Annotated in this window: 14 protein-coding genes; 4 read left to right on the forward strand and 10 right to left on the reverse strand. The window is 42.8% G+C overall.

Annotation, left to right across the window (positions count from 1 at the left end):
• Positions 1 to 100: 100 nt before the first annotated feature.
• The 10 genes from AB3G73_RS06850 to AB3G73_RS06895 form a co-directional block, all read right to left on the reverse strand.
• Positions 101 to 2,422 carry a TonB-dependent receptor gene (locus tag AB3G73_RS06850; protein WP_148367631.1) on the reverse strand — a complete coding sequence of 774 codons (2,322 nt, stop codon included), beginning with the start codon at positions 2,420 to 2,422 and terminating at the stop codon, positions 101 to 103.
• Positions 2,423 to 2,506: 84 nt separating this feature from the next.
• Positions 2,507 to 2,887, reverse strand: coding sequence for a hypothetical protein (locus tag AB3G73_RS06855; RefSeq protein ID WP_148367630.1), 381 nt, complete (start codon positions 2,885 to 2,887; stop codon positions 2,507 to 2,509).
• A 46-nt stretch (positions 2,888 to 2,933) separates the two neighbouring features.
• Entirely contained in the window at positions 2,934 to 4,532 is a 1,599-nt protein-coding gene (locus tag AB3G73_RS06860) for an aspartate:alanine exchanger family transporter (protein WP_148367629.1), read from the reverse strand.
• A 108-nt stretch (positions 4,533 to 4,640) separates the two neighbouring features.
• Complete coding sequence (locus tag AB3G73_RS06865) at positions 4,641 to 5,480, reverse strand: ChaN family lipoprotein (RefSeq protein WP_367745419.1); 840 nt, start codon at positions 5,478 to 5,480, stop codon at positions 4,641 to 4,643.
• Positions 5,481 to 5,520: 40 nt separating this feature from the next.
• Positions 5,521 to 8,385 (reverse strand): M16 family metallopeptidase, encoded by a 2,865-nt coding sequence (locus AB3G73_RS06870; protein ID WP_367743965.1) that lies wholly within the window; start codon positions 8,383 to 8,385, stop codon positions 5,521 to 5,523.
• The gene (locus tag AB3G73_RS06875) at positions 8,372 to 9,568 is read right to left on the reverse strand and encodes a DUF4929 family protein (protein ID WP_148367626.1); all 1,197 of its coding nucleotides are present in this window, start codon (positions 9,566 to 9,568) and stop codon (positions 8,372 to 8,374) included. Before AB3G73_RS06875 ends, AB3G73_RS06870 begins: the two co-directional genes overlap by 14 nt.
• A 28-nt stretch (positions 9,569 to 9,596) precedes the next feature.
• Positions 9,597 to 11,042, reverse strand: a complete 1,446-nt coding sequence (locus AB3G73_RS06880; RefSeq protein ID WP_195649951.1) for a RagB/SusD family nutrient uptake outer membrane protein — start codon at positions 11,040 to 11,042, stop codon at positions 9,597 to 9,599.
• Between the two features lie 12 nt (positions 11,043 to 11,054).
• The gene (locus tag AB3G73_RS06885) at positions 11,055 to 14,120 is read right to left on the reverse strand and encodes a SusC/RagA family TonB-linked outer membrane protein (RefSeq protein ID WP_234133657.1); all 3,066 of its coding nucleotides are present in this window, start codon (positions 14,118 to 14,120) and stop codon (positions 11,055 to 11,057) included.
• Positions 14,121 to 14,220: 100 nt separating this feature from the next.
• Complete coding sequence (locus AB3G73_RS06890) at positions 14,221 to 15,120, reverse strand: cation diffusion facilitator family transporter (protein WP_148367623.1); 900 nt, start codon at positions 15,118 to 15,120, stop codon at positions 14,221 to 14,223.
• A gap of 189 nt (positions 15,121 to 15,309) precedes the next feature.
• Entirely contained in the window at positions 15,310 to 16,191 is an 882-nt protein-coding gene (locus tag AB3G73_RS06895; RefSeq protein ID WP_367743975.1) for a hypothetical protein, read from the reverse strand.
• Positions 16,192 to 16,409: 218 nt separating this feature from the next.
• On the opposite strand from AB3G73_RS06895, the gene AB3G73_RS06900 reads away from it, so the two are divergent.
• From AB3G73_RS06900 to AB3G73_RS06915, 4 genes are read left to right on the forward strand one after another with little or no spacing between them, the layout of a single operon-like run.
• Positions 16,410 to 17,285: a calycin-like domain-containing protein gene (locus tag AB3G73_RS06900; RefSeq protein WP_367745420.1), complete on the forward strand. Its 876-nt coding sequence runs from the start codon at positions 16,410 to 16,412 to the stop codon at positions 17,283 to 17,285.
• A 15-nt stretch (positions 17,286 to 17,300) separates the two neighbouring features.
• The gene (locus tag AB3G73_RS06905) at positions 17,301 to 17,984 is read left to right on the forward strand and encodes an HmuY family protein (RefSeq protein ID WP_148367620.1); all 684 of its coding nucleotides are present in this window, start codon (positions 17,301 to 17,303) and stop codon (positions 17,982 to 17,984) included.
• The gene (locus tag AB3G73_RS06910) at positions 17,981 to 20,128 is read left to right on the forward strand and encodes a TonB-dependent receptor (protein ID WP_367743977.1); all 2,148 of its coding nucleotides are present in this window, start codon (positions 17,981 to 17,983) and stop codon (positions 20,126 to 20,128) included. The genes AB3G73_RS06905 and AB3G73_RS06910 overlap by 4 nt, the downstream gene beginning before the upstream one ends.
• Before the next feature lie 38 nt (positions 20,129 to 20,166).
• Positions 20,167 to 24,513: a cobaltochelatase subunit CobN gene (locus AB3G73_RS06915; RefSeq protein ID WP_367743979.1), complete on the forward strand. Its 4,347-nt coding sequence runs from the start codon at positions 20,167 to 20,169 to the stop codon at positions 24,511 to 24,513.
• Position 24,514: the final 1 nt, after the last annotated feature.

A 24,514-nucleotide genomic window follows, 5' to 3' on the forward strand; every position in this document is an offset into this window, starting at 1 on the left:
GTGCAGTAAAGTCAGAGTTCAGTTTGTTTTTTGCAAAGATAGGGATTGTCTCTATACAAAACAATCCCTATTTATAACGATTTTAAATCTTAACCGAATCTTAATAACTTATCTTCACCCCTGCAAAGAAACTTCTCGGCAACGACGGACCATAGATATAACCGGAGTCACGGTCGGCTCCTTTATCGAAGTCATTCTGGTAAGCATTGAAAATATTCTGTATACCGGCATTCACCTGCAAGTTCATCGACTTGTAAAGTTTGAAATCATAGGCAGCCTTCAAACCGATGTCAAAGAAGTCTTTGGTATTCACCGTTATCGGGTTTTCAAGGAATCCCGGCACAGGTTCGTGGGGAACCAGCATCGAACCGGTATATGTACCGGAAAGAGCGATAGATAATGGTTTTATCGGGGTATAGGTTGCTGTAAAGTAACCGTAAGTATTCGGTGTACGCATCATTTTCTTCACAGCTGGAGCGTCTGGGTTCCATACGTGCGGTTCGCTGTAATGGCTCTGCTGCAAAGTGACTCCTGCCTGAAGCTGGAATTTAGTCAGATATGCCATCTTTCCTTCTAATGTCAATCCCATCACACGGGCTCCCGGTGCATTGTAGCGTGTACGTGTCAGGATTCCGTCCACTGTCTCTCCGTCGGTAAGGGCAAATACATCTGACAGCTTTGTATAGAATCCTTCTACCAGAAAGTTAACCTGAAACGCGCCAAAACGGTGATAAATATCTGCCGAAGCACTCAAGCTCTGTGATCTTTCTTCTTTCAGATTGTCCGCCAGTTCAACCATCGCCACATTACCGCCTACATTCTCCACGTGCAAATCTTCGTCGAAGGCCTGCGGAGCACGGAAACCGGATGAGTAACTGAAACGAAGATTGATATTCTCTGTCGGATTATAACGCAGATTGGCACGCGGACTGAATATCACATGGTCAATCAGATTATGCTTGTCCAAACGACCGCCAATAAGGAATCCCCAGTGCTCATTCTTCCATTCATTCTGAAGAAAGGCACTACCGATATTCACTTTTTGGTCTACCGTACGATTATATCCCCACATATTATCTTCCAGTTTATCCTGATTGAATTCTATTCCGGCAGTCAGGTCGGAAGGCATGAAGATACATTTTGCGAAACTATAAACATATTGCGATCCTGCCATCCAGTTCAGGTCGGTGGTGTTTCCGTAAGCATTCAGATCTTGTCCGCCACCATAATAGCTGTCACGATTGATATGCTGCGCGGATGCAAACACATTGAAACGATGTTTCTCGTCAGGTGAGAAATAATCAAACTTCAGTCCTCCGCCATTGATCGAGTGTTCGGTCTGCTCCGCCACATTCGCTTCGTGGGGCGGGCGGTTCAACAAGTCTCCTCCCCTACGAAATTCTTCCATATGGTGATATTCAAAAGTCAGTTTCGAATAAGTCGTTGTTTTCAGGAATGAACGGAAACCGATTGTCTGACCATGCAACTTAGGAATCTCGGAATATCCGTCTCCATCATAGTCATACGCAGAGCGATGGCGGTTCTGACCGAAGATATACAAACCGGCACGTTGATTATCCGTCACAAGAGATGCGTTTAATGCCGTACTGTTATCAAAAGCGTCTCCATCGCCAATTCCCGTAATTGTATGGGATAACATACCGGAGTTGCGTATCGGCTCTTTAGTAATGATATTTATTGTACCGGCAATGGCAGATGAACCGAATAAGGCCGAACCGCCTCCACGCATCACTTCCACACGTTCTATCATGCTGGCAGGAATCTGTTCGATACCATATACACCGGAGAGTGCACTAAAAATGGGACGGGAATCGAGCAGGATTTGCGTATAAGGACCATCCAGTCCATTGATACGCACCTGCTGGAAACCGCAATTCTGACAATTGGACTCTACACGGACGCCTGGCTGAAAGCTCAACCCCTGCGCCAAAGTCGTAGAGTTGGTATTCTCAAAAATTTTCAAATCTACTACATTCACCAGTGTCGGAGCCAGCCGGCGGGTGGTTTCATTACGATTGGCAGATACTACTACGCCATCCAAAGCAACTGCGTCTTCTTCTATTTCAAAATCTTCTTCCAATGTACGTCCTTTCTTCAGCGTCACATTTCGTCTGACAGTTTTATAGCCCACCGAACTAACCTCAAGCACAAAATTGCCTTCGGGAAGATTTTTCAAGAAATAGTGCCCGGTAGCATCGGTCACTGTTCCGATGGTAGTACCTTTCAGGGCGACTGTAATATAGGGCAAGTGCTCTTTTGTGTTTTTATCAAGAATATGACCAATGATATTGGCATCTGACTTACGTAATTCGGGATGATCCGGATATTCATGAGCTTGTCCTTCAAGGGCAGGCAACAATGCGCAGCACAGGCAGACAAGCGAAAAGATATATTTCTTCATTTTTCGTTTGTTATTCATTTTCGATAAGTATTCACATGGATAGACAGACAATGCCCTACCTCATGCAAGGTACGGTATCATCATTCAAAGAACGGAGAAACGAATAACCGGAGGTGCTCTAAGTCCCACTACCCCATGATACGGACAGTGATAGTGAGCATATTGCGAACGTCCGAGCAGAAAACACAATAAGAAAGGAATAAAAAGGGAAAGAGCAAAAACAATAGCTGCACCGTCTGCCGTCAAGTGAGACAGAAAATGAATCTGCAGCAGTTCGACTGTAGAGTGTTTATGTGCCGCCCCTTTCTTAAACGGGTGTGAATGGACGATTGTCACGCCATTGACCACATGCACGTGGGCAAAGAATGTAAAGCTTACCAGATACGACACAAACAGTATCGGTAAGAAGTAGCGTGTAATATTCAATAACAATCGTTTCACCTCATTTTTTCTTTGAGGCGGCAAAGATACGAACTATTTATTTAACAATCAATGATTATACAAAATTTTGTTAATATACCGCCGAAGCTATGATTTGAATAAACAGAATCAGGAATACCATAGCAATCGGATAAACTGTTGCATAAGCTACGCTCGGTATGTTACTGTCTACCATTGAATCGGCAGCAGCAAGTCCCGGAGTACTCGTCATACCGCCCGTAATAGTCCCCAACAAATCGAGCAGGCTGATTTTAAATACCAGACGTCCTACAACGGCTGCAACAAGCATCGGCACTAATGTGATGGCAGCCCCCACTCCGAACATCAGCAATCCGCTTTCCTGAAAAGTGGCTACCAGATTCTTACCGGCAGAAGTTCCTACTTCGGCAAGAAAAAGAAGCAGACCCAACTGGCGCAACAACTGATTAGCAGGTCCGGACATAGACCAGATAATAGGTCCTGTCTTGCCAATCGCACTTAACACAAGAGCTACCATCAGCACTCCGCCGGTCAATCCCGGAGAGAATGACAGACTATCAGAGAAAGATATATTTATTTTGCCGAACAGCACTCCCAATACAATCCCCATCGCAATAGGGAAGAAGTCCGTATCGGACAGTTTCTTCGCATTGTTCCCCAACAGGCGGGCTACTCCTCTAATCCCCTCTTTCTCACCGACCACCATCAACTTATCACCAAATTTTAAAGCAAGATCGGGAGACGGAGACAAATCAATACCGCTTCGACGAATGCGGGTAACCGTGCAGCCAAAGTTCTTCTGTAAGTTCAAATCCCCCAGTTGTTTATTTATCATATCCTTTTTGGTCAACAGCAAAGATTCTATTTCCTGCGTTTTATCCAAAGGCAGTTCACCTTCTTCTCTCTTACCTACCAGTACAGCAAGCTGATCCAGCGCTTCTTCGCTACCTACGGCTTGTATATAGTCTCCTTCACGCAACACTGTATGAGCTGTAGGAATGGATATCTCATCATTGTGTTTCAGACGGGAAATAACGGCACCCGTCATACCACGCGCATTAATTTGCATCAGGCTGCGATCAAACACATTCGAATTGGTAACACGATAAATACAAGTAGTCAATTCCGGGAATTGTCCGCGACGTTCTATTTCCAAACGACGGGCTTCTTTATCTAAATCCACCCGCATAATTTTAGGTAACAGCTTGACAAACAGAATCACACCGATCACTCCAAACGGATATGCGATACCGTAAGCAATGGATGCCAAAGGAGAATTGGTACTGTCGATAGCAACCGCCAGACCCGGCGTACTGGTCAACGCACCGGCAATCAGACCGACAATACTCGGTGTGTCAATATCAAATGCGTACTTCAATCCGACTGCGGTCAGGCAGGCGGAACAAATAATAAGCATAGTAATGAGAATGAGCGTCTTTCCTTTACTGCGGAAAGAATCGAAGAATCCGGGCCCAGCCTGAATACCGATGGTAAAAATGAAGAGCACCAAACCGAAGTTTCCTAATTCTTTAGGAATGATAACACCAAAATGCCCGAAAAGAAGGGCAATGAAAATAACTGCCGACACATCGAGAGATAATCCTCTGATTTTTATTCTTCCCAGCATAAACCCCAATGCGACAATCAGGAAAAGGGAAAAATAAGAGGAATGCAATAAGTCAGTAAACATAAAAATAAAGGTTAGTTAGTTTAAGGGCGCGAAGGTACAAAAAAGTCTCCAGACGCACAGCATCATGGAGACTTTTATGAGTTTTACTAACCTGATTCTTTTACTTTCTTAATAACTGGTTACCATATCTTCCGAGACACAGATATAGAAATCCGCACGACCTTTATTTTCTTCATCCAGTTTATCCGTGTTTTCCTGACGTACGGAAGTAACCGTCACAACGCTTGTCCCGGGACGATATTGAAGCAGATAGGGAATAATCCCACCTTTCCAGTCGGAATGATAGCTTCCATTAATATGCAGAAATTTGTCTTTCATATTGTGAGCTATAAACCACCCCATTGTAGCATCCTTTACAGCCTGTGCCTGTGCCAACTTATAATTATCTCCGGATTTTTGTCCTCCCATCATATTCATCATGCTAAAAGCTGCCTCACTCTCCTTTTCATCATAATTGAAAGAAATGGGCAAAGGGGCAATGTATCTTTTAGCCTCATCTGACAGTGAATCCAGCACTTCAAGTCCCCCGTTTTTCACTGCATTGGCATAACGGCGGGGTACATTTGTGGCGATAAACGGAATCTTATTCTCTTTAGCAAAATAGACTACCGGAGAATAATCCGTACTATAATTAGGCCACAAACGAGCCTCTTCTTCAAAACGATCGTAAGAAATTTTACGCTGCAAATATTCATTCAGGATCAGTTGGTTATCGCTCTCCATCATTTCTTCTCCCAACATCAGTTTGTCCTTATGAATATGGTAAAGGGAACGGGTTATTTCAAACTCCAGCCAGTGAGTGATAGGACAATTATGCATCTCTCCTAAGAAAACGACATCATACTTCTCCAGTTGCTTTATCAACTGGCTGTAAGTAATTGCTTTCCCCGCATTATCATATAACACGTAGGCAGGCTTGTCCACTCCTACCTGTGCACAGGTAACCATTTGCAGGCAAAAACACCCCCAAAATACAACTAATAAACGCTTAATCATTTGTTGTTTCATTCTTTAATTTATTATTACTCAAATATAATAGCACATAATTATCCAAGTCAATCCATTCTTTGAAAGCTTTACGCAACTCAACCGGAGTTATCTCATCAAGACATTGTTCGTATTGTTCAAAATCAGCTAATGATTCCCCATTTTTAAGTAATCCGACCAGCGTGGTACGCCATGCCACCGGTGATTTTTCATTCAATGCTTCACGTTTTGCCAAGAGGAAAGAGCGCTTGATGGTTTGTAATTCCTGTATATCTACTTCTTCTTCCTCCAGCCTCTGAAGAATTTCTTTCAACAAACGGTCTATCTGCCCCATATTCCGGTTATCGGCAGAAGCATTTATGTCAAAGTAGAATGTACCCCACGGGATTCCCTCATAAAACAATGAAATATAAGGAGAATAGACCAATGACTCCCGCTCACGCAAGACTGAAATCAGGCGGTTACGAATTACATCTCGCATCAATTTCAACATGAGTGTGTTCTTTTGGCAAGGCTGGTAATGACCGTAAAGTAAATAATCAAACAAGGTCTGTGTCTCGTTATCATTAGGAAATCCCTCTATAAGGGTTTTATCCGGTAGTTCAAAACTAGGATAAGAGTATTGCACCGTATTTCCTGAAACCGGAATTCTTCCGAATACAGACACAAACTGGCGCATGAGCGAATCCGGATTGAAACTACCACATACAACATACGTAGTTCCTTCGGGACGTGTATACAATTTCTTATAAAATCCGGCTATGGAATCGAGGTTCAACCGTTCTGCAAAAGAGCGAATAGATGGACGCATAATAGATGCTCCCATCAATTCATTGATGCGGGCAGACAACTGACGCCCTGAATCCCTTTTCAGCATTTTCTCCAACATGGTTTCTTTCCCTTCATTCTGCATCAATCCCTGACGTATCTCTTCAAAATCTTCGTATTTCAGTTCAGGATCAAAAATCTTCTCATAAATCAAGTTGAAGAATTCCGGCGCATTAGCAGTGGAAGACATTCCCATAAAACCATGCCAATGATTTTCCATGGCTACAGTGATTGACATTTCTTTCTGAAAAAGATATTCTGAAAGAATTTGACCATCTACTTTCGCAAGACCTCCCATATCGATATATCCTCCAACACCTTCTAACAAAGGATATTCTTCGTCGGACAAGGAAGAAGTGCCGAGGGGAGCGAAAGAAGTCAGATACAAGGTGCTGTCAGAATCCTGTGTGGGCTTCATTATTAAACGAATACCATTTTTCAGCTTTACTTCCCTAACCCCCATTTCATTATAGACATTGATATGAGCAATCATCGTAGCATCAAAAGGAGGACGGATAGCCAAACAAGCGGGTGTTTCTACCGGCACTTCCTCTTTTTCTTCCTGGCGAACATAAGTATAAGGTATACATTCTGCCCGTTCACCTTCTGCCCACGCTTCTGCTATTTCCTGTTTTGTCAATGGCATCCCCAACCCCGGATGAGAATTACAGGCAACAAGCATAGCTTGCTTCTGATAAGTAAGCCATTCTTTCAGCAGTAATTGCAAATCGTTATTTTGCACATGCAACATGGCTTCTTTCAATTGCTTCCGCTCCGCCGGGGCAGTCATATAACGATCACCTGATATTACATAATCAGTAAAATCATCACAGAAATAAATAGAAGAACGCGCATCGTCAGGATTGCCTTCAGCTAGCTGATTGCAGAATTGTGTACGGACATCTGCCAGTTCCTCCTTGTCCCATCCTTCACGAATCAAACAGTTTAATTCGGCTACGGCAGTAGTTATAGTACTTAGTATTTCGCTCCTGTCGTTTCCCTCTACTGCCAATACCAAATGATTCTTATCGCTCAAATACCAGGAATCAGATAGATCCGCTTTGATGTGACGTCCCCGAAAACGTTGTGTTATTGCCCGAAGCAGTAGACGTCCGGTTTCTTTCTTGACAGCATCGTTTATAGTGCGTTCAACCACACAAGGATGAGGAATCATCAACTCCACTTTCGTATGGTTACGCAACGAATCTCTGACTTCCGATATTTGAATACCTTTTGCATACTCCAACGGATAAATGCGAAAATCTTTAGCCACACGTTTCTTTAATGAAGAGAAACCTGCTTTTATCTTAGCCTCTATCTCATTGGGAGAAATATCTCCCACTACCACTAATGTAGCCAGTGAAGGAGTATACCATTTATTATAATATTCTTTGAGTACTTGAGGGGTCACTTTACAAATATCATCGGCAGTACCCAAAGGGATATGGTTTCCAAAAACACCCTGTCCAATCTTCAACTGATAGAATTCATCATTGAGATCATAACTTCTCAATTCCTCCAGAATGATTCCTTTCTCATTCTCCACTTTCTCCGGAAGAAAAGATATTCCGTCGAGCCAGTCACGTATAATCAACAACGAACTGTCAACAACAGCCTCCTGCCCATGATCTGTGGGGACAGCAAACATATAAATGGTACGATCGTAGCCTGTGAAAGCATTGATATCAATTCCGTATTTCACTCCCTTAGATTCCAGATAACTCACCAATGAACGTTTGGGAAAATGCCTGGTTCCACCAAATGCCATGTGTTCGAGGAAATGAGCACATCCTTTCTGATTCTCCGTTTCCTGAACAGAACCGACACGCATAATCAAACGGAACTCTACCCTTGAAGCAGGAACAGCGTTTTTCAATATTAAATAATGCAGTCCGTTAGGCAAATACCCCTCTACAGTTCCTTTTGGAAGAGAAATCGGAGCAGATTGCGCATACCCAGGTATATACACACACATAGCAGCTATTAAAATAGCTGCTATGGAAACATACTTATACAAGTTCTTATTATTTCTTCTCATAGGTCACTGTTACATGGGTATATCCACCGGCATTCATGTGGTCTATCAAAAATTTAAAGGTCATCTTTTTAGCAGTAAAATCAATACTACCGGTAGACTCTTCAAAATTTTCCGGATCTTCCCAACCATCTTCGTCAATACCTGTATTGCACAAATAATAATCGGGTTCTGCCCTTCCCCCCTGTTCATAGATTTCTTGAGCAGTTGGATCTGTTTTCATCAATTCTTGTTGCCGGGTCCATGCACTAAAAGTATATGAGAACGGAACTGCTTTTATCGGATCACCATAAGAGTCTGTTCCTTCTCCTATATAGTCTACAGTGGCAGTAGAAGAAGTAATATCTTTAAGTTTTATACCGTTCAATGATGCGGAGAAGCTTTCATTGGTATCTTTATTCCAATTAATCTGTTCCATCAAGGTCTGTGATGCCGGTGACTCTGTCCAATACTCGGAGTCTTCGACCGTTTCGGCACGAAATACCCAATATAGATATTCGGTTAATCCCATCGGGTTGTCCACCATTTTCAACACAGGCATTTCAGCCGTAGCCTCCTCACTCAAAGTAATAATTGTTTTCCCGTCGTATTCTTTTGTGAACGCTTGAACAAAAGGAGTTAAATATCCATCTGCAGGACTATTTACCACTGTGTGACAAGAAACGATTCCCAGCCAGTCTGTCAAATCAATGTTATATTTAGTTTTATAGCCTTCAATCAATGCCAATTGTTCCTCGGAAAGTTCCGGTATTTGCGGATCGGGTTTCACACGCACACTTAACACTGCATTCAAAGCCATATTCTCTACAGGAATAGTAGAAATGCCAATCTGAAAATAAGTATCTACAGCCAACAGATTTTTCTGATTGGATACAACTTGAAAAGTCGCTTTCTTCTGACCGGCCTGAATAGTCACCGGATTATTTACCAGTTTTAAAATACCGGCTTCGTCATCCAATACCTCAAAATTAAGTGTAACATCCTGCTCACAAGCTGTAGTAAGATCGACATTTACCGTCAGGGGAGTTGCTTCCGCTTCTTCAATCACCGGATTTTCTGCAGATAAATAAATCTTATTAACGCCTGTATACCCAGTATCTTCTTTATCATCTCCACACGATGTGACAAGAGACAACAGGAACATTCCCATTGTATAAACAAACAGTTTCTTCATTTCTTTTTTCATTTTATTGATTCGTTTATAATTAAAATTATCAGTTCTCTATTTTTGTCCAACCTTCATTCTGTGATACATTCTCATTATACAGATATTCTCCTCTCGGAATGGGGAAAGTCCAACGGTAATCATCCGCCTGAACACGTTTGTCTGTTGCCATCGTACCGGAAGTATTCCAATCGGACAGTACTCCCTTACGACATCGCTTCAAATCAAAATAGCGTTCCCCCTCTCCTACAAACTCTTTCCATTTTTCTTGAAAGATAGCCTTTAGAAGAGGCTCGCCGGACAACTGCGTATCCAACAAAGTGGCATTACGCTGTTCCAAATACCGGTTCATCACCCCGACAGCTTGTCCATCGTGCCCCTTTCCGTCACGACAGTATGCTTCCGCCAGAATAAAACAGGCACCAGCCACACGATATTTATTGATATATTGCGGCTCTATCTTCTCCCAGTTCATTTTATTATATTTACCCAAACAATTCTCCATCGTCGTGTTGCCCAATGCATCATCCGTCATTTCTTTGGTAAATACAGATGCTCCCGAACGAATATCTCCATCAGCATACAAGGTTATCAGGGAACTATTCACTGTCATGTAATCCCCTTTATGTGTATCATAATTTATACCGGTATAATAGCTGCTGTTTGTAAACAAAGAAAACACCCGTTCTGCACAGGACGAATTGCTCCACAATGTAGCATACACCGTTTCACCAAGCACATCATAGCCGCCTTTTTCATCGATCACCTTTTGTGCATACTCTGCCGCCTGCTCATAATTATGAGCATACAGTTCCAATTCCGCCCACATATAATAACCGCTATACTGTGAAAACCAATAAACATCCGAAGGATTGTTCTCCACCGTCAAGGCCTCCTTGAGCAACTCACGAATGGCAGTCACACATTCCTCAATGCTCGACCGATACAGAAATTCCAATTCCAGCTGATCCTTCAATATGATTCCATCCTTTTCCGGCCCGTCTTCATAATCCGGTGCAAAAAGCCGGAGAAGATTGAAGTAGCAATAAGCTTTCAACAATTTCGCTTCGCTCACCACTGCTTGCAGTTCTTTCGTCTCTTCAGTTGTAGATACCGATATGCCATCTACACGTTCCAACACTGCATTCGCTATAGCTACCGCCGCATAATAGTCAGACCAGATGGAAACGGCGAGATCTTCTATGGGTTGCGTCTGCCATTTATAAAGATTATTCAAACTCGCATCCCGGGAAATCCAGGAAGTTGTTTCAAAATCATCGCCTAATACCGATAAGTCAAATTCCGGACTTGGCAACTGCTTGTAAGCAGTAGCCAACAACTCACGGGCAGTATTCGGCGTTGTTATGGCATCCGGATCCGAAAACTGATTTTCATACGGAATATTCAATGAGCAGGCAGTGAAACAAAGTGTCAGGAAAAGACTGCCTATCACAGTTTTGATCCGACTTTTATTTATCATTTTTACAATCATCATATCCATCCATGTTTAGAAAGTCAAACTCAAATTAATGGTTAACACTGGCTGCATCGTACCCGCCAACGAACCTGTTTCCGGATCAGATTCCTTATAAGGAGTAATCATAAACAGATTGGATGCCTGGAAAGCAACGTTGGCATATTTAATGAAATTACAGTTCTTCTCCAGAAATGTGTGCGGAACACGATAACGCAATGACACCATTGACAGTTTCAGATAATCACTCTTTCCAACAGTTTCCGTATTCGGATAATCCAGTGAGGCGATAGCCGAAGAACTGTAAAAAGGAGAATGGTACGTCTTTCCTTCATCTCCTTTCTCAAACCACATATTCCGCAATTGCCCTTTTATGGCATTTTTATTAGCGTCATCGGAAGAGCGGACGTATGAATAACTATAAGATTTAACTCCGCCAAATACATAATAGAAATCCATATCCAAATCAAAATCACGATAAGAAAAACTTAAATTGAATATACCACTGTAAGGAGGGGTCGCATGACCCAAAGCTACAATGTTCTCTTTCGACGGATTTTCCGTGGCTGGTATTTCGCGCCCGTCTGCTCCCTGAAATACGGGAAGGCCTGTAATCGGGTTAATCCCCAACGACTTCAATCCATAAATCATATCATACGATTTTCCTATCTCATAATCAGGAATAATAGCTTCTTCACTTGCATATAAGCGATCGGCATAATATAAATCGACTACCTTATTACGATTGTACGCCAGTGATCCGCGTAGCGAAAGACGCCAATCAGAAGTATCAAGTACTTTCAGGGAAGCGCTCAATTCGTAGCCTTCATTGCGCAGCACGCCAATATTGCGTTTCATCGTGCTGAATCCATTAGACAACGGAACCGGAACATCAAGCAAAGCATCGCTTGTCTCACGCCGGTAAATGTTGGCGTCCAAAGTCAGACGTTTGAATAGTTCAACCGACAAACTAATATCCGTAGATGCTGTCTGCTCCGCTTTCAGATCGGTATTATAAAGTGCGAGTAACTGCAGGAGACGTGCATTTCCATAATAATCAGTCGAATAAGAAAAAGTACCAATCGTTGATGAAGCAGACACTCCCGCCAAATTAGCCATTCGCCCGTAAGAAGCCTTCAAGTTCAAGCGGGAGATTACATTATTATCTTTCAGAAAAGGATACTGGCTGATCGTCCATCCCAAACCGATAGCCCATGCGGCATTCCAACGTTTGGATTCAGGAAGGATAGAAGAAGCGTCCGCTTTGTAGGTTGCGAAAAGATCGTAAGTATTATCAAAACTATATCCCATCACCAGCCCCACTCCCAGTTGGGCAGTCTTTTCCTTATAAGAACCGACCACAGGTTTTCTATTACCGGAAATAGACTGGTTGATAGCGGATGGTGACATTTGCGTACCCACTCCATATCCTGTAATAGAAACATTATCCGCATCCGTCATATAATAATCCATATTCCCGCCAATAGTAAAATCATGTTTCTCCGCAAATATCTTGTTATAAGTGATGCGGACATTCGATGAAACATTCGTTGTCACGTTTTTCTCTTTGGAGAGCTTTCCACGCTCTGCTTCATCCACCCCGCTGTTTCGTTCGCTGATAGAAGTAGAAGGCACCAGCGTCATGCCTTCATTCAAAAGCATATCAATACCTGCTACAGCATCGATACTCAATCCTTTCAGAGGTTCCAAATTCAAACTCCCACTTACTCCACCGCGTTTGTCTGTCGATTTACTGTTGTACTGACTTAGCAAATCATTATAAGTGTAATCTGAAGTTTCATTAGAAAAAGAAACTAATTTTCCCGTCTTTGTTTCATAAGGATTGAGTTGATAGATCAAATCGGTAGGAGAATATGAACTTCCATTCGGCGTATCTGTTTCAGAATATCCCGCATTGGCACTTAATGATAAATATCCCACCCTACCCAGTTGCTGGTCAAGGCTCATAGTGGCAGTAAAACGATGTGTATCATTCCCCGGCACACGTCCTCCTTGCTGGGCATAATTGGCAGATACATAATAAGACGTTTTTTCCGATCCGCCTCTGACACTCAGATTATGACGTTGATAGGTATTTAAATGAATCAGTTCGTCGAACCAGTCAGTATGAATGGTGCGCAAAGAATCGAGTATTCCCTGCCCTTCGGCTATCATTTGGTTCAAATTCGGATCATTGGCGAAATACTTCCTATAGTAATCCTCACTGTACCGATAACCGGGAGTAGAACGATTTTGTAATCGGCGCTCCAGTTCCAGTTTCTCGTCCGTATCCATCATCTCGACTCCCCTGCGTCCACGAGTAGTAATACCCATATTGAAACTGTAACTGGTAGTTGTACGTCCATCGGGATTCCCGCGCAAGGAAGTGATTTCTATTACTCCATTGGCGGCTTTGATACCATACAAGGCACATGCCACAGCATCTTTCAACACCTTTATTTCTTTAATGTCCGCCGGGTTAAGGGTCATAAAGGCATCGGATGAGATTACCTGTCCGTCCATTACATATAGTGGTTCATTCGCAGCATCCCCTTCGCGAAAAGACGAGTTTCCACGAATACGAATTTCCGGCTTCGAGCCCAAATCACCTGTATTGGTAACAATCAGTCCGGGAACACTTCCTTGCAATGCTAACGACATATCAATCATAGGTTTGCTATTCAGACGTCCCATATCTACATTCTGCACTACACCGGATTTTGCACGAATATCCAACTCATTGATATTCTGCCGTGCCACCACGACCACCTCATCCAATGATTTGGCATCCTGCTGCATAGCTGCATCCTGTATATTCTGTCCCGTATACTTTTCACGGACATCTTTCATTCCGATAAAGGAGAAGATAATCATGTCTCCTTTTTTCCATCTTCCACGCAACTGATAGCGTCCGTTAGCATCAGTCACCGTACCAAATTGAGTATTTCCAATACGAACCGTAGCGCCAGGAAGCGGTTCTCCCTGATGATCTGTGACCATACCGGTCAGCACAATGTCTTTTTGTTGGGCATAGGTAGCTTGAAAACTAATGGCAGAAATGAAAATAACTACAAAAAAAGAAATAATAAATGCTCTCATTTTAGCGTTTTGTTATAAACAATTATCCGGACCGCAAAATTAAATACTTAATGCGGCCCGGACAATCGCAACAAATTGCTATATTATTTCTTAGTAATACCTAATAACAGTTATTTTTAGTTTCACAAGAGATACTTTTATCTTCAAATTCGAGTGTCACATGATGAATATCCGCTTCTTCCAACTTATTTTTAATTGAACATTTTATCTCTTCCATTCTCTCTACGTCATCAATGACAACATGGGCTGTCAGGGCAGTTTCCGTTGTGCTCAATGCCCAGATATGTAGATGATGACAATTCTCCACACCGGGCTGTTCCATGATAAGTTGCTGTATCTTTTGAGCATCTATCCCCACCGGCACTCCATCCAATGACAACCGGAGGCTATCGTGAAGCAATCCCCAGGTAGAGACAATAATAATAACAGCAATGCCAAGTCCGATAATCGGGTCAATGATACTCCATCCCGTATACGTAATAATAATACCGGAAGCAACTACACCGACAGATACCAGTGTATCTGCTGCCATGTGCAAGTAGGCTCCTTTCACATTCAGGTCCTTATCTTTATCTTTCATGAAAAGCCATGCAGTAAGCGCATTGATGACCACTCCCACCCCAGCTGTCCATGCGATAGCGGAACCATCAACCGAAACCGGATGAAATAATTTGTCTATGCTCTCGGCAATAATAATGCCAACAGCAACCAACAGTATAACTGCATTTAATAAAGAAACAAGTATCGTACTCTTCTTATATCCATACGTGTAACGACTATTAGGGTGAACTTTCTCCAACCGGAAAGCTAACATGGCAAGCACCAGACTGGCTACATCACCCAAATTATGCCCGGCATCGGAAAGTAACCCCAAAGAATTATAATAAAATCCTACTCCGAATTCTACTATGACAAAAGTAATATTCAGAGCAATACCTATGATAAAAGCTTTATTGAGCGATGTCAAACGATGACTATGTTCGTGATGATGAGGTTCCATTATATATATTGTTATTATATCTAATTATATAAAAAACATCTTATCAGGAGATTAGTTCATCCCTTTCCGCTTTTGGCAGTATTAACGGCTGGCAAGTTTTTCCAGAAATTTGTTCCGGTCTACCATATAACGTATATGTATTCCTTCTCCGAGCAATCGTTTTTCTAACATAATTTCTGATTCTATATTTTAGTTATGACTATTCTTCTTTTTAGCAGACTGGTAGAACAGAAATGCCAACAGAACAAAGAAAGCCAAAAGTATCGTAATCATCTCTGTCGTATATGCCATTGGTTCTACCCATATTTCATGAAAGATATTCCAGCGTCCCAATACTTCTACAAAAGTCCAGAACACTACTACCGTAGCAATAGAAAAGCGCATGGCATATCCCCATTGAGTGATTTTCAACAGGCGTTTAAACATAAAAAACGAACCTGCCAGACAGCCGAAAGCAACTATAGCAGTAACAGGACTATGCTCGCCGACAAAATTCTCATCATAACAGAAGAGTAGCACGAGATAGCTCGTCCACATGATGAGATTTAACTCCATAAAAGTAACAATCGAGGTATGACGTGTCATCGGCCGTACTACAATCGTGGTGGTACTCTTACGGAAAAAGACTTTTTGAAGATAGGTAAAGAAGTCGCATCCGCTTTTTATACTGAAAATGTAAATCAGCATAAACATCACCCAAAAGCCGAAGGAGGAAGGCATGATTAAATATTCCGGTTTTGTCACGACTTCACCGGCAGCGTTCAGCAATGGTCGCACTTCATAACGATGTGCATAATATACGTAGATAAACTCTATCCATCCGGTCCAGAAGAGTAGTCCTCCGAATAATCCCCATAACGTCTGTCGTGTATCTCCTTTTGCAAACACTCCAATAATCACCATCACCAGACCTGCTGCTCCCATCGTGAAAGCCGCATAGTGAAGAGCTGTGGATGAGAGCACATGCTCCATAAAAATCATTAATGCATGCCCCAACGGCATAGTAAACAATACAATCAGGAAAGAAGTAATCCCTGTCAATACACTTTTTCTACTGTAACCACCTTTCATTTTCTTCTTATTTTGAGTTTTTAATCATCAATTTAGTAAAAGACTGCAAAAATAACGAGTTAAACCACTCCTCCCAATACCTACTTATAATTAAAGCCCTTTCACTTTTTCATTTCTTTTAGGTATTTCCCCTGTATATATATCCCTGTAACTTTGCAGTTGGAAATTTAATTAATCATTATCTATCAAAATTAAGTATGAAAATCTTAAACTTTTGGATGGTTGCCCTTATGGCACTATCTCTTTCTTCTACTTTCGTTTCTTGTAGCGACAACGACGACGATGAATCTAATCTTGCCAAAGAAATAGCAGGAGCTTATAAAGGTTATTCAGTCGGCGCATGCAATATGTTCTCTGATTATTTGTTGGGGGATGAATCCACTGCAACAATCACTGCCAACGAAGATGGTACCATCAATTTGGTATATAAATCCGGATCCGGAGATTTCACTCTGAATAATTTAAAACTTTCTTCTAATAAATCTTTCAGCGGTTCCGGTGAAGTTGCCATGTCTATGGGCGGCAGCACAGGCGGTAGCTACGACTACACATTAGAAGGTAGTGTAGATGGTTCTAAAGTGTTAAGTTTGAAAGCCAATGTTGATATTCCTGTACCTATGGGAAAAATGGAGATTGATTTCATACAAGGAGAAACTCCTGTTGGTTATTATATAAAAGATACTTATAAATACCAAACTAATTTATCTCTTTCAGTCACTATTCCAGGAGGAAATACCACTGAATCTACTGAGGATTGCAAAGTTATCATCGAAAACCCAACAGGCAGTACAGTAGATGTTACAATTAGCGGCTTCAATAACACAAGTGGTTCTATGAATTATTTTGAAAAGTTCACCGTAAAGGGAGTAAATGTTACTAAAGCAAACGACGGTAGTTACTCACTCAATATCGATAGCTTTGAAGCAGACACCCAAAAGACTACAGGAGAAATTCTGGCAATCACCGGTACGAGTTTAAGTGGTACTGTTAAGTCAGACGGAACAACTACTATTACTATAGTTTTTAAACCGGGAAATATGCCATGGGACATTACAGCAGATTTTACTGGAAGCAATACTAACAGCGCACAATAAACGATTAAATAAGCAATGAAAAGAAGCAGGAACGCTATTTTCAAATATACTATAGTACTGGGAGCGGCAATGTCGCTCTCTGCTTGTAATGGAATATTTGAAAATATTTATGATGCCCCCATCGAAACGGAGATGGAAATCAAGGAGAATAGCTTTTCACAAGTCAAGACTGTTGAATATACAGAATGGGCCTACATTAACCTTTCGGAGCGTACGGTTAGCACCGTTAAAATCGGAGAGGAATATGAGAGTCAAATTCCTGAAAAATGGGATTTCGCTATTCATCGTTATGATATAAAAACCAACGAGGGTGCTGCCTACAAAACAACTTACACAAGTATCGACGAGTTTAAAGCAACAGGTAAACTGCCTAAAGCGGAAGATTTTGTAGAAGATGAATGGACAACCGATAAAATAGCCATTGACATGTCGGGCATGATGGACGGAAACATTATCTACACAGAGTCTTACCGTAATGCTGTTCTTTCCGGCTGGCTGGACGTTAATACCGCAACGATGCCTCCGGTATACACCATGTCAAACCAAGTTTTTTTGATACGTTTGAAAGACAATACATACGCAGCAATCCGTTTTACCAACTACATGAATGCCAGAGGTATAAAAGGATATATTGACTTCGATTTCCAGTATCCGCTTGAGTTCGAGGACAACAACAATGAAACCAATCAACAAGAATGAAACCTACATTTATAATATCATTATTGCTTTTTTCATTTATAGCAACTTGCACCACATTAGCACAACACTCAACTTATCACATCAGCGGACGTGTTACTGATACAGAAGGGGAACCTCTCCCCGGTGCAACGATTTCCATCAAAGGTAAAGGAACCGGAACCGTCACATCCGTCGACGGAACATATACATTACAACTCCCCGGAACCGGTACATACCTCATCACCGCCTCGTATGTAGGCTATCAACCACAAGAAAAAAGACTGACTGTAGGGAAAGAGAAAAGACTAAGTTTCCGCTTGTCGGAAGATCAGTTTGATCTGGGAACAGTGGTTGTCACAGGTACACGTACTCCCAAATTACTGAAAGATGCTCCTATCATCACTCGTGTAATCACAGCAGACGATATTAAGAAGGTAGATGCAACCAACGTAGGACAATTATTACAATCGGAACTGCCGGGCATTGAATTTTCCTATTCAATGGATCAGCAGGTTTCAATCAATATGCAGGGATTCGGAGGAAACTCTGTACTCTTTCTGGTAGATGGTGAACGTCTGGCAGGGGAAACTTTAAACAACGTCGACTACAACCGATTGAACCTCGACAACGTGGAACGGGTAGAGATTGTAAAAGGTGCTGCCTCTACTCTCTATGGTTCCAGTGCAGTAGGTGGCGTAATCAACATCATCACCCGTGATTCCGAGGACCCATGGAATTTAAATGTAAACAGCCGCTTCGGTGAACATAACGACCAACGATATGGCGGAACTTTCAGTTTCAAAGCCGGTAAATTCAACAGCCAGACGAATGTGCAACACACAATGTCCGATTCTTACGACGTACCGGAAGGAGATGTGACAACCATCTTCGGAAACCGCACATGGAATGTGAAAGAACGTCTTGTTTGCAGACCGATTGAACAGTTGAAACTGACTGCACGCGGAGGTTATTATTTCCGCGAACGGGATAAGACCGGAGACAGCAAAGACCGTTATCGTGATTTCAGCGGAGGTCTGAAAGCCAACTATGATTTCAACATCATGAGTAATCTGGAAGTTGCCTATACATTCGACCAATATGATAAGAGTGATTATCTGACCTCATACAAATACGATGTCCGCGATTACAGCAATGTGCAACATAGCGTACGCGCACTCTACAATTACACCTTCAACGATAAAAACATTCTGACCGTAGGAGGAGATTATATGCGTGACTATCTATTGTCTTATCAATTCACCAACAATGGAAGTTATACCATGCACTCGGCAGATGCATTCGGACAGTTCGACTGGAACCCGACCGAACATTTCAACGTAATCAGCGGGGTACGTTTCGACTATTTCTCACAATCTAACGTGCGTCATATATCTCCGCACATCGGATTGATGTACAAAATAGCCAACTGCTCCCTCCGTGGTTCATACTCACAGGGATTCCGCTCTCCTACCCTTAAAGAAATGTATATGAACTTCGACATGGCAAATGCCATGATGATTTATGGTAATCCCGACCTGAAATCGGAGACGAGCCATAACTTCTCGCTCTCGGCGGAATATACCAAGAACCGTTACAATTTTACCGTTTCGGGATATTACAACCTTGTCAATGACCGGATCGACCTGACTTCATTCCGCGACACTGACGGAAGATGGGCACAGCTATATATCAATACAGAGAAAGTAGACATCGCCGGTGTAGATATCAACGCCTCCGCCAAATATCCTTGTGGTCTGGGAATACGTGTTTCTTACGGATACCTCCACGAGTTTATGCGCGACGGACAAATGAAATTCTCCAGTACCCGCCCACATTCAGCGACCGCACGTATCGAATACGGCAAATCATGGGATAATTATCAATTCAATCTTTCCCTGAACGGACGTGCGTTATCCAAAGTAGAAACCAATAAATATGTGGGCAACAATCCGGATGAAGGGACTACCGGAGTGACTTATCCGGGATATACGATGTGGAACCTGACGCTGACACAAGGAATCTGGAAAGGAGTCAGCCTGAATATGGCCGTCAACAACATATTTAATTATGTTCCGAGCTATTATGACGCAAACTCTCCTTATACCCGGGGAACTAACTTCTCCATCGGACTTGCATTAGACGTAGACAGGTTCTTCAAAAAATAAAAAAGATAAAACTACATACAAAGCTAAAAATAAGAGAAATGAAAAAGAAAAGTAAAATCATCTTAGGTGTATGCATCGTTGCTGTAGCTCTGATAGGGATATCCGTATGGAATACCTGGTTCAGTCCTACAAAGATTGCTTTCATCAACTTCCAGACCATACAGCAGGGAAGTATATCGAAAGCCAACGACAATTCATCCATCAAACTCAGTGAAGTATCGCTCGACAACCTCGACCGCCTGACCGGTTACGACATGGTATTCATCAACGGAATGGGTCTGCGTATCGTTGAGGAACAACGTCAACAGATACAACAGGCTGCCGACAAAGGTATTCCTGTATATACTTCCATGGCTACCAACCCGGCCAACAACATTTGTAATCTGGACAGTGTACAACAAAATCTGATACGAGGTTATCTGACCAACGGAGGAAAGACCAACTACCGGAATATGCTGAATTATATCCGTAAAGCTATTGACGGTAAAATCTCTTCCATACCGGAAGTGGAAGACCCGGCAGAAAGACCCAGCGACATGCTCTATCACGCCGGACTCACCAACCCGGATGATGAACTGGAGTTCCTCACCGTAGCAGATTATGAGAAATTCATGAAGGACAACCGTCTTTATAAAGAAGGGGCACGTAAAATCATGATAACCGGACAAATGGCTGATGCCACCGGACTTATTGAGGCTCTTGAAAAAGAAGGTTACAATGTTTATCCGGTTCAGTCAATGACGAAATTTATGTCGTTCATTGACGAAGTGCAGCCCGACGCAATCATCAACATGGCACACGGACGCATGGGAGACAAAATGGTGGATTATCTGAAAACTAAGAACATCCTCTTGTTTGCTCCACTCACCATTAACAGTCTGGTAGATGAATGGGAGAAAGATCCGATGGGAATGGCAGGAGGATTTATGTCACAAAGTATCGTGACTCCGGAAATTGACGGTGCCATCCGTCCTTTCGCTCTCTTTGCACAATATGAGGATGAAGAAGGATTGCGCCATTCGTATGCAGTACCCGAACGCTTGAAAACTTTCGTATCCACAATCAACAATTATTTGAATCTGAATACTAAGCCGAACAGCGAGAAGAAGGTAGCTATCTACTATTATAAAGGTCCGGGGCAAAATGCATTGACCGCTGCCGGTATGGAGGTGGTTCCTTCCCTATACAATCTTCTAGTCCGCATGAAACAGGAAGGTTACAACATATCCGGCCTGCCTGCAAATGCTGAAGAACTGGGTAAAATGATACAGGCTCAAGGCTCTGTGTTCAACTCTTACGCAGAGGGAGCCTTTAATGACTTTATGCAAAAAGGGCATCCCGAACTTATCACCAAAGATCAATATGAAAGTTGGGTGAAAGGGTCACTCCGCCCTGAAAAATATCAGGAAGTGGTGGATGCTTTCGGCGAATTCCCCGGCAACTATATGGCGACCAACGACGGTAAATTGGGTATTGCCCGTCTGCAATTCGGGAATGTAGTTTTAATGCCACAAAATGCAGCCGGAAGCGGAGACAACTCCTTCCAAGTGATTCATGGCACTAATATGGCTCCTCCTCATACTTATATTGCTTCCTATCTGTGGATGCAACATGGTTTCAAGGCTGACGCACTGATCCATTTCGGTACACACGGAAGTCTTGAATTTACTCCCAGAAAACAAGTGGCATTGTGCAGCAACGACTGGCCGGATCGCCTGGTTGGAGCAGTTCCGCACTTCTATATCTACTCTATTGGTAATGTTGGTGAAGGAATGATGGCTAAACGCCGTTCGTATGCCACCATACAGTCATACCTCACTCCGCCTTTCCTTGAAAGCAGTGTACGCGGCATTTATCGGGAGCTGATGGAAAAAATCAAGATTTACAATAACTCTCACAAAGAGAATAAAGATCAGGAATCATTAGCTGTCAAAACGCTGACTGTGAAAATGGGAATTCACCGTGATTTAGGTTTGGATAGCATTGCTAACAAGCCATATACGGAAGATGAAATCGCCCGTGTAGAAAACTTCGCAGAAGAACTGGCTACCGAAAAAATCACCGGACAACTCTACACTATGGGAGTTCCTTATGAAGCAGAACGGATCACTTCTTCCGTCTATGCAATGGCTACGGAACCTATCGCATACAGTCTGCTGGCTCTTGACAAGCAACGTGGTAAAGCGACAGATGCCGTTAGCAAGCATCGCAGCCTCTTTACACAACAGTACTTGACTCCTGCTCGCCATCTGGTAGAAAAGTTGCTCGCTAATCCTGCACTAGCCACAGATGAACTGATTTGTCGTACAGCCGGTATCACCGCACAGGAACTAGTCAAGGCTCGTCAAATAGAGGCAGACCGCAATGCTCCGAAAGGTATGATGGCAATGATGATGGCTGCATCGGCGAAGAGTGAACAATCCGACGAAAAGAAAGCTGCTAAAGGACATCCGGCATCTGTCTCCAAAGGAGGTTCTCCTCATGGTCAAATGCCCGAAAGCATGAAAGAGGCTATGAAGAAAATGGGCGCCAACATAGATCCTGAAAAAGCTATGAAAATGGCTAAGTCTATGGGAGCAAGTCCGGAAGCATTGAAGAAAATGGAAGCCGGAATGAAAGCTAATAAAGAAAAGCCCCAAGGTATGGCTGCCATGATGGCCGCTATGGGAAAAGCTCCGAAAGAATACAGTAAAGAAGAAATCGAACTGGCACTTGCCATCACTGAAGTAGAACGTACAATCAAGAATGTAGGCAACTACAAGAACGCACTTCTGACAAGTCCCGAAGAAGAGTTAAGCAGTCTGATGAATGCATTGGAAGGTGGATACACCGCTCCTACTCCCGGAGGTGATCCGATTGCTAATCCGAATGCTTTACCAACCGGACGTAATATGTATGCTATCAATGCCGAAGCAACTCCTACAGAATCCGCTTGGGAAAAAGGTATCGCTTTAGCCAAACAAACGATTGATACTTACAAGCAACGTCACAATGATTCAATTCCACGTAAAGTGAGTTATACTCTCTGGTCTTCCGAATTTATAGAAACCGGTGGGGCTACTATTGCTCAAGTACTGTATATGCTGGGAGTAGAACCTGTTCGTGACGCATTCGGTCGTGTCAGTGATCTAAAACTGATTCCTTCAGCCGAACTGGGACGTCCGCGTATCGACGTAGTAGTCCAAACTTCCGGACAACTCCGTGATATCGCCGCTTCCCGCCTCTTCCTGATTAACCGCGCAGTAGAAATGGCTGCGGCAGCGAAAGACGACAAGTTTGAAAATCAGGTAGCCGCCAGTGTGGTAGAAGCTGAAAGAGTGTTGACCGAAAAAGGTGTCAGTCCGAAAGATGCACGCGAAATGGCTTCTTTCCGAGTATTCGGAGGTGCTAATGGCATGTATGGTACAGGAATTCAGGGAATGGTGGAAGCCGGTGACCGTTGGGAAAGTGAATCGGAAATTGCAGATACTTACCTCAACAATATGGGAGCCTTCTACGGTGACGAAAAACACTGGGAAGTCTTTCAGAAATTTGCTTTTGAAGCAGCATTGAACAGTACTGATGTGGTCGTTCAGCCCCGCCAAAGCAACACTTGGGGAGCATTGAGCCTCGACCACGTATATGAATTTATGGGAGGTATGAATCTTGCCGTACGCAATGTTACGGGTAAAGACCCGGACGCTTATCTTAGCGACTACCGGAACCGCAACAACATGAAAATGCAGGAACTTAAAGAAGCAGTCGGTGTAGAAAGCCGTACAACGATTCTGAATCCTACCTATATCAAAGAGAAAATGAAAGGCGGTTCTTCTGCTGCAAGCGAGGTTGCCCAGACTGTAACGAATACGTATGGCTGGAATGTGATGAAACCTACTGCTATCGACAAGGAACTTTGGGATAACATATATGATGTATATGTCAAAGACGAATACAAACTGAATGTAAAAGACTTCTTTGAAAAACAGAATCCCGCAGCTTTACAGGAAGTGACCGCCGTTATGATGGAAACTGCCCGCAAAGGATATTGGAAAGCCTCTCCGGAGCAACTCTCCAATATTGCCAAGCTGCATACAGACCTTGTCAGACAGTTCGGTCCTTCGGGCAGCGGATTTACCGGAGACAATGCCAAATTACAGCAGTTCATCGCCTCTCAAGTAGATGCGCAAACCGCAGCCAGCTACAACAAGGAACTGAAACAAATGAAACAAGCCACCCTGGACGGAGAAGCGACCAAAGGAGGCATGGTATTGAAAAAACAATCGAGCGATGCCGTACAAGGGGCACAGGAAGAGCAAAACTCTTTGAATGGAGGCCTTATCGCAGGTATTGTTCTGGTAGCATTTGTTGTCATGTTGCTAATACTTAAAAAGAAACGGAAAAAGTAAT

The sequence above is a fragment of the Bacteroides sp. L008 genome, assembly GCF_040812255.1.
GTDB lineage: Bacteria > Bacteroidota > Bacteroidia > Bacteroidales > Bacteroidaceae > Bacteroides > Bacteroides vicugnae.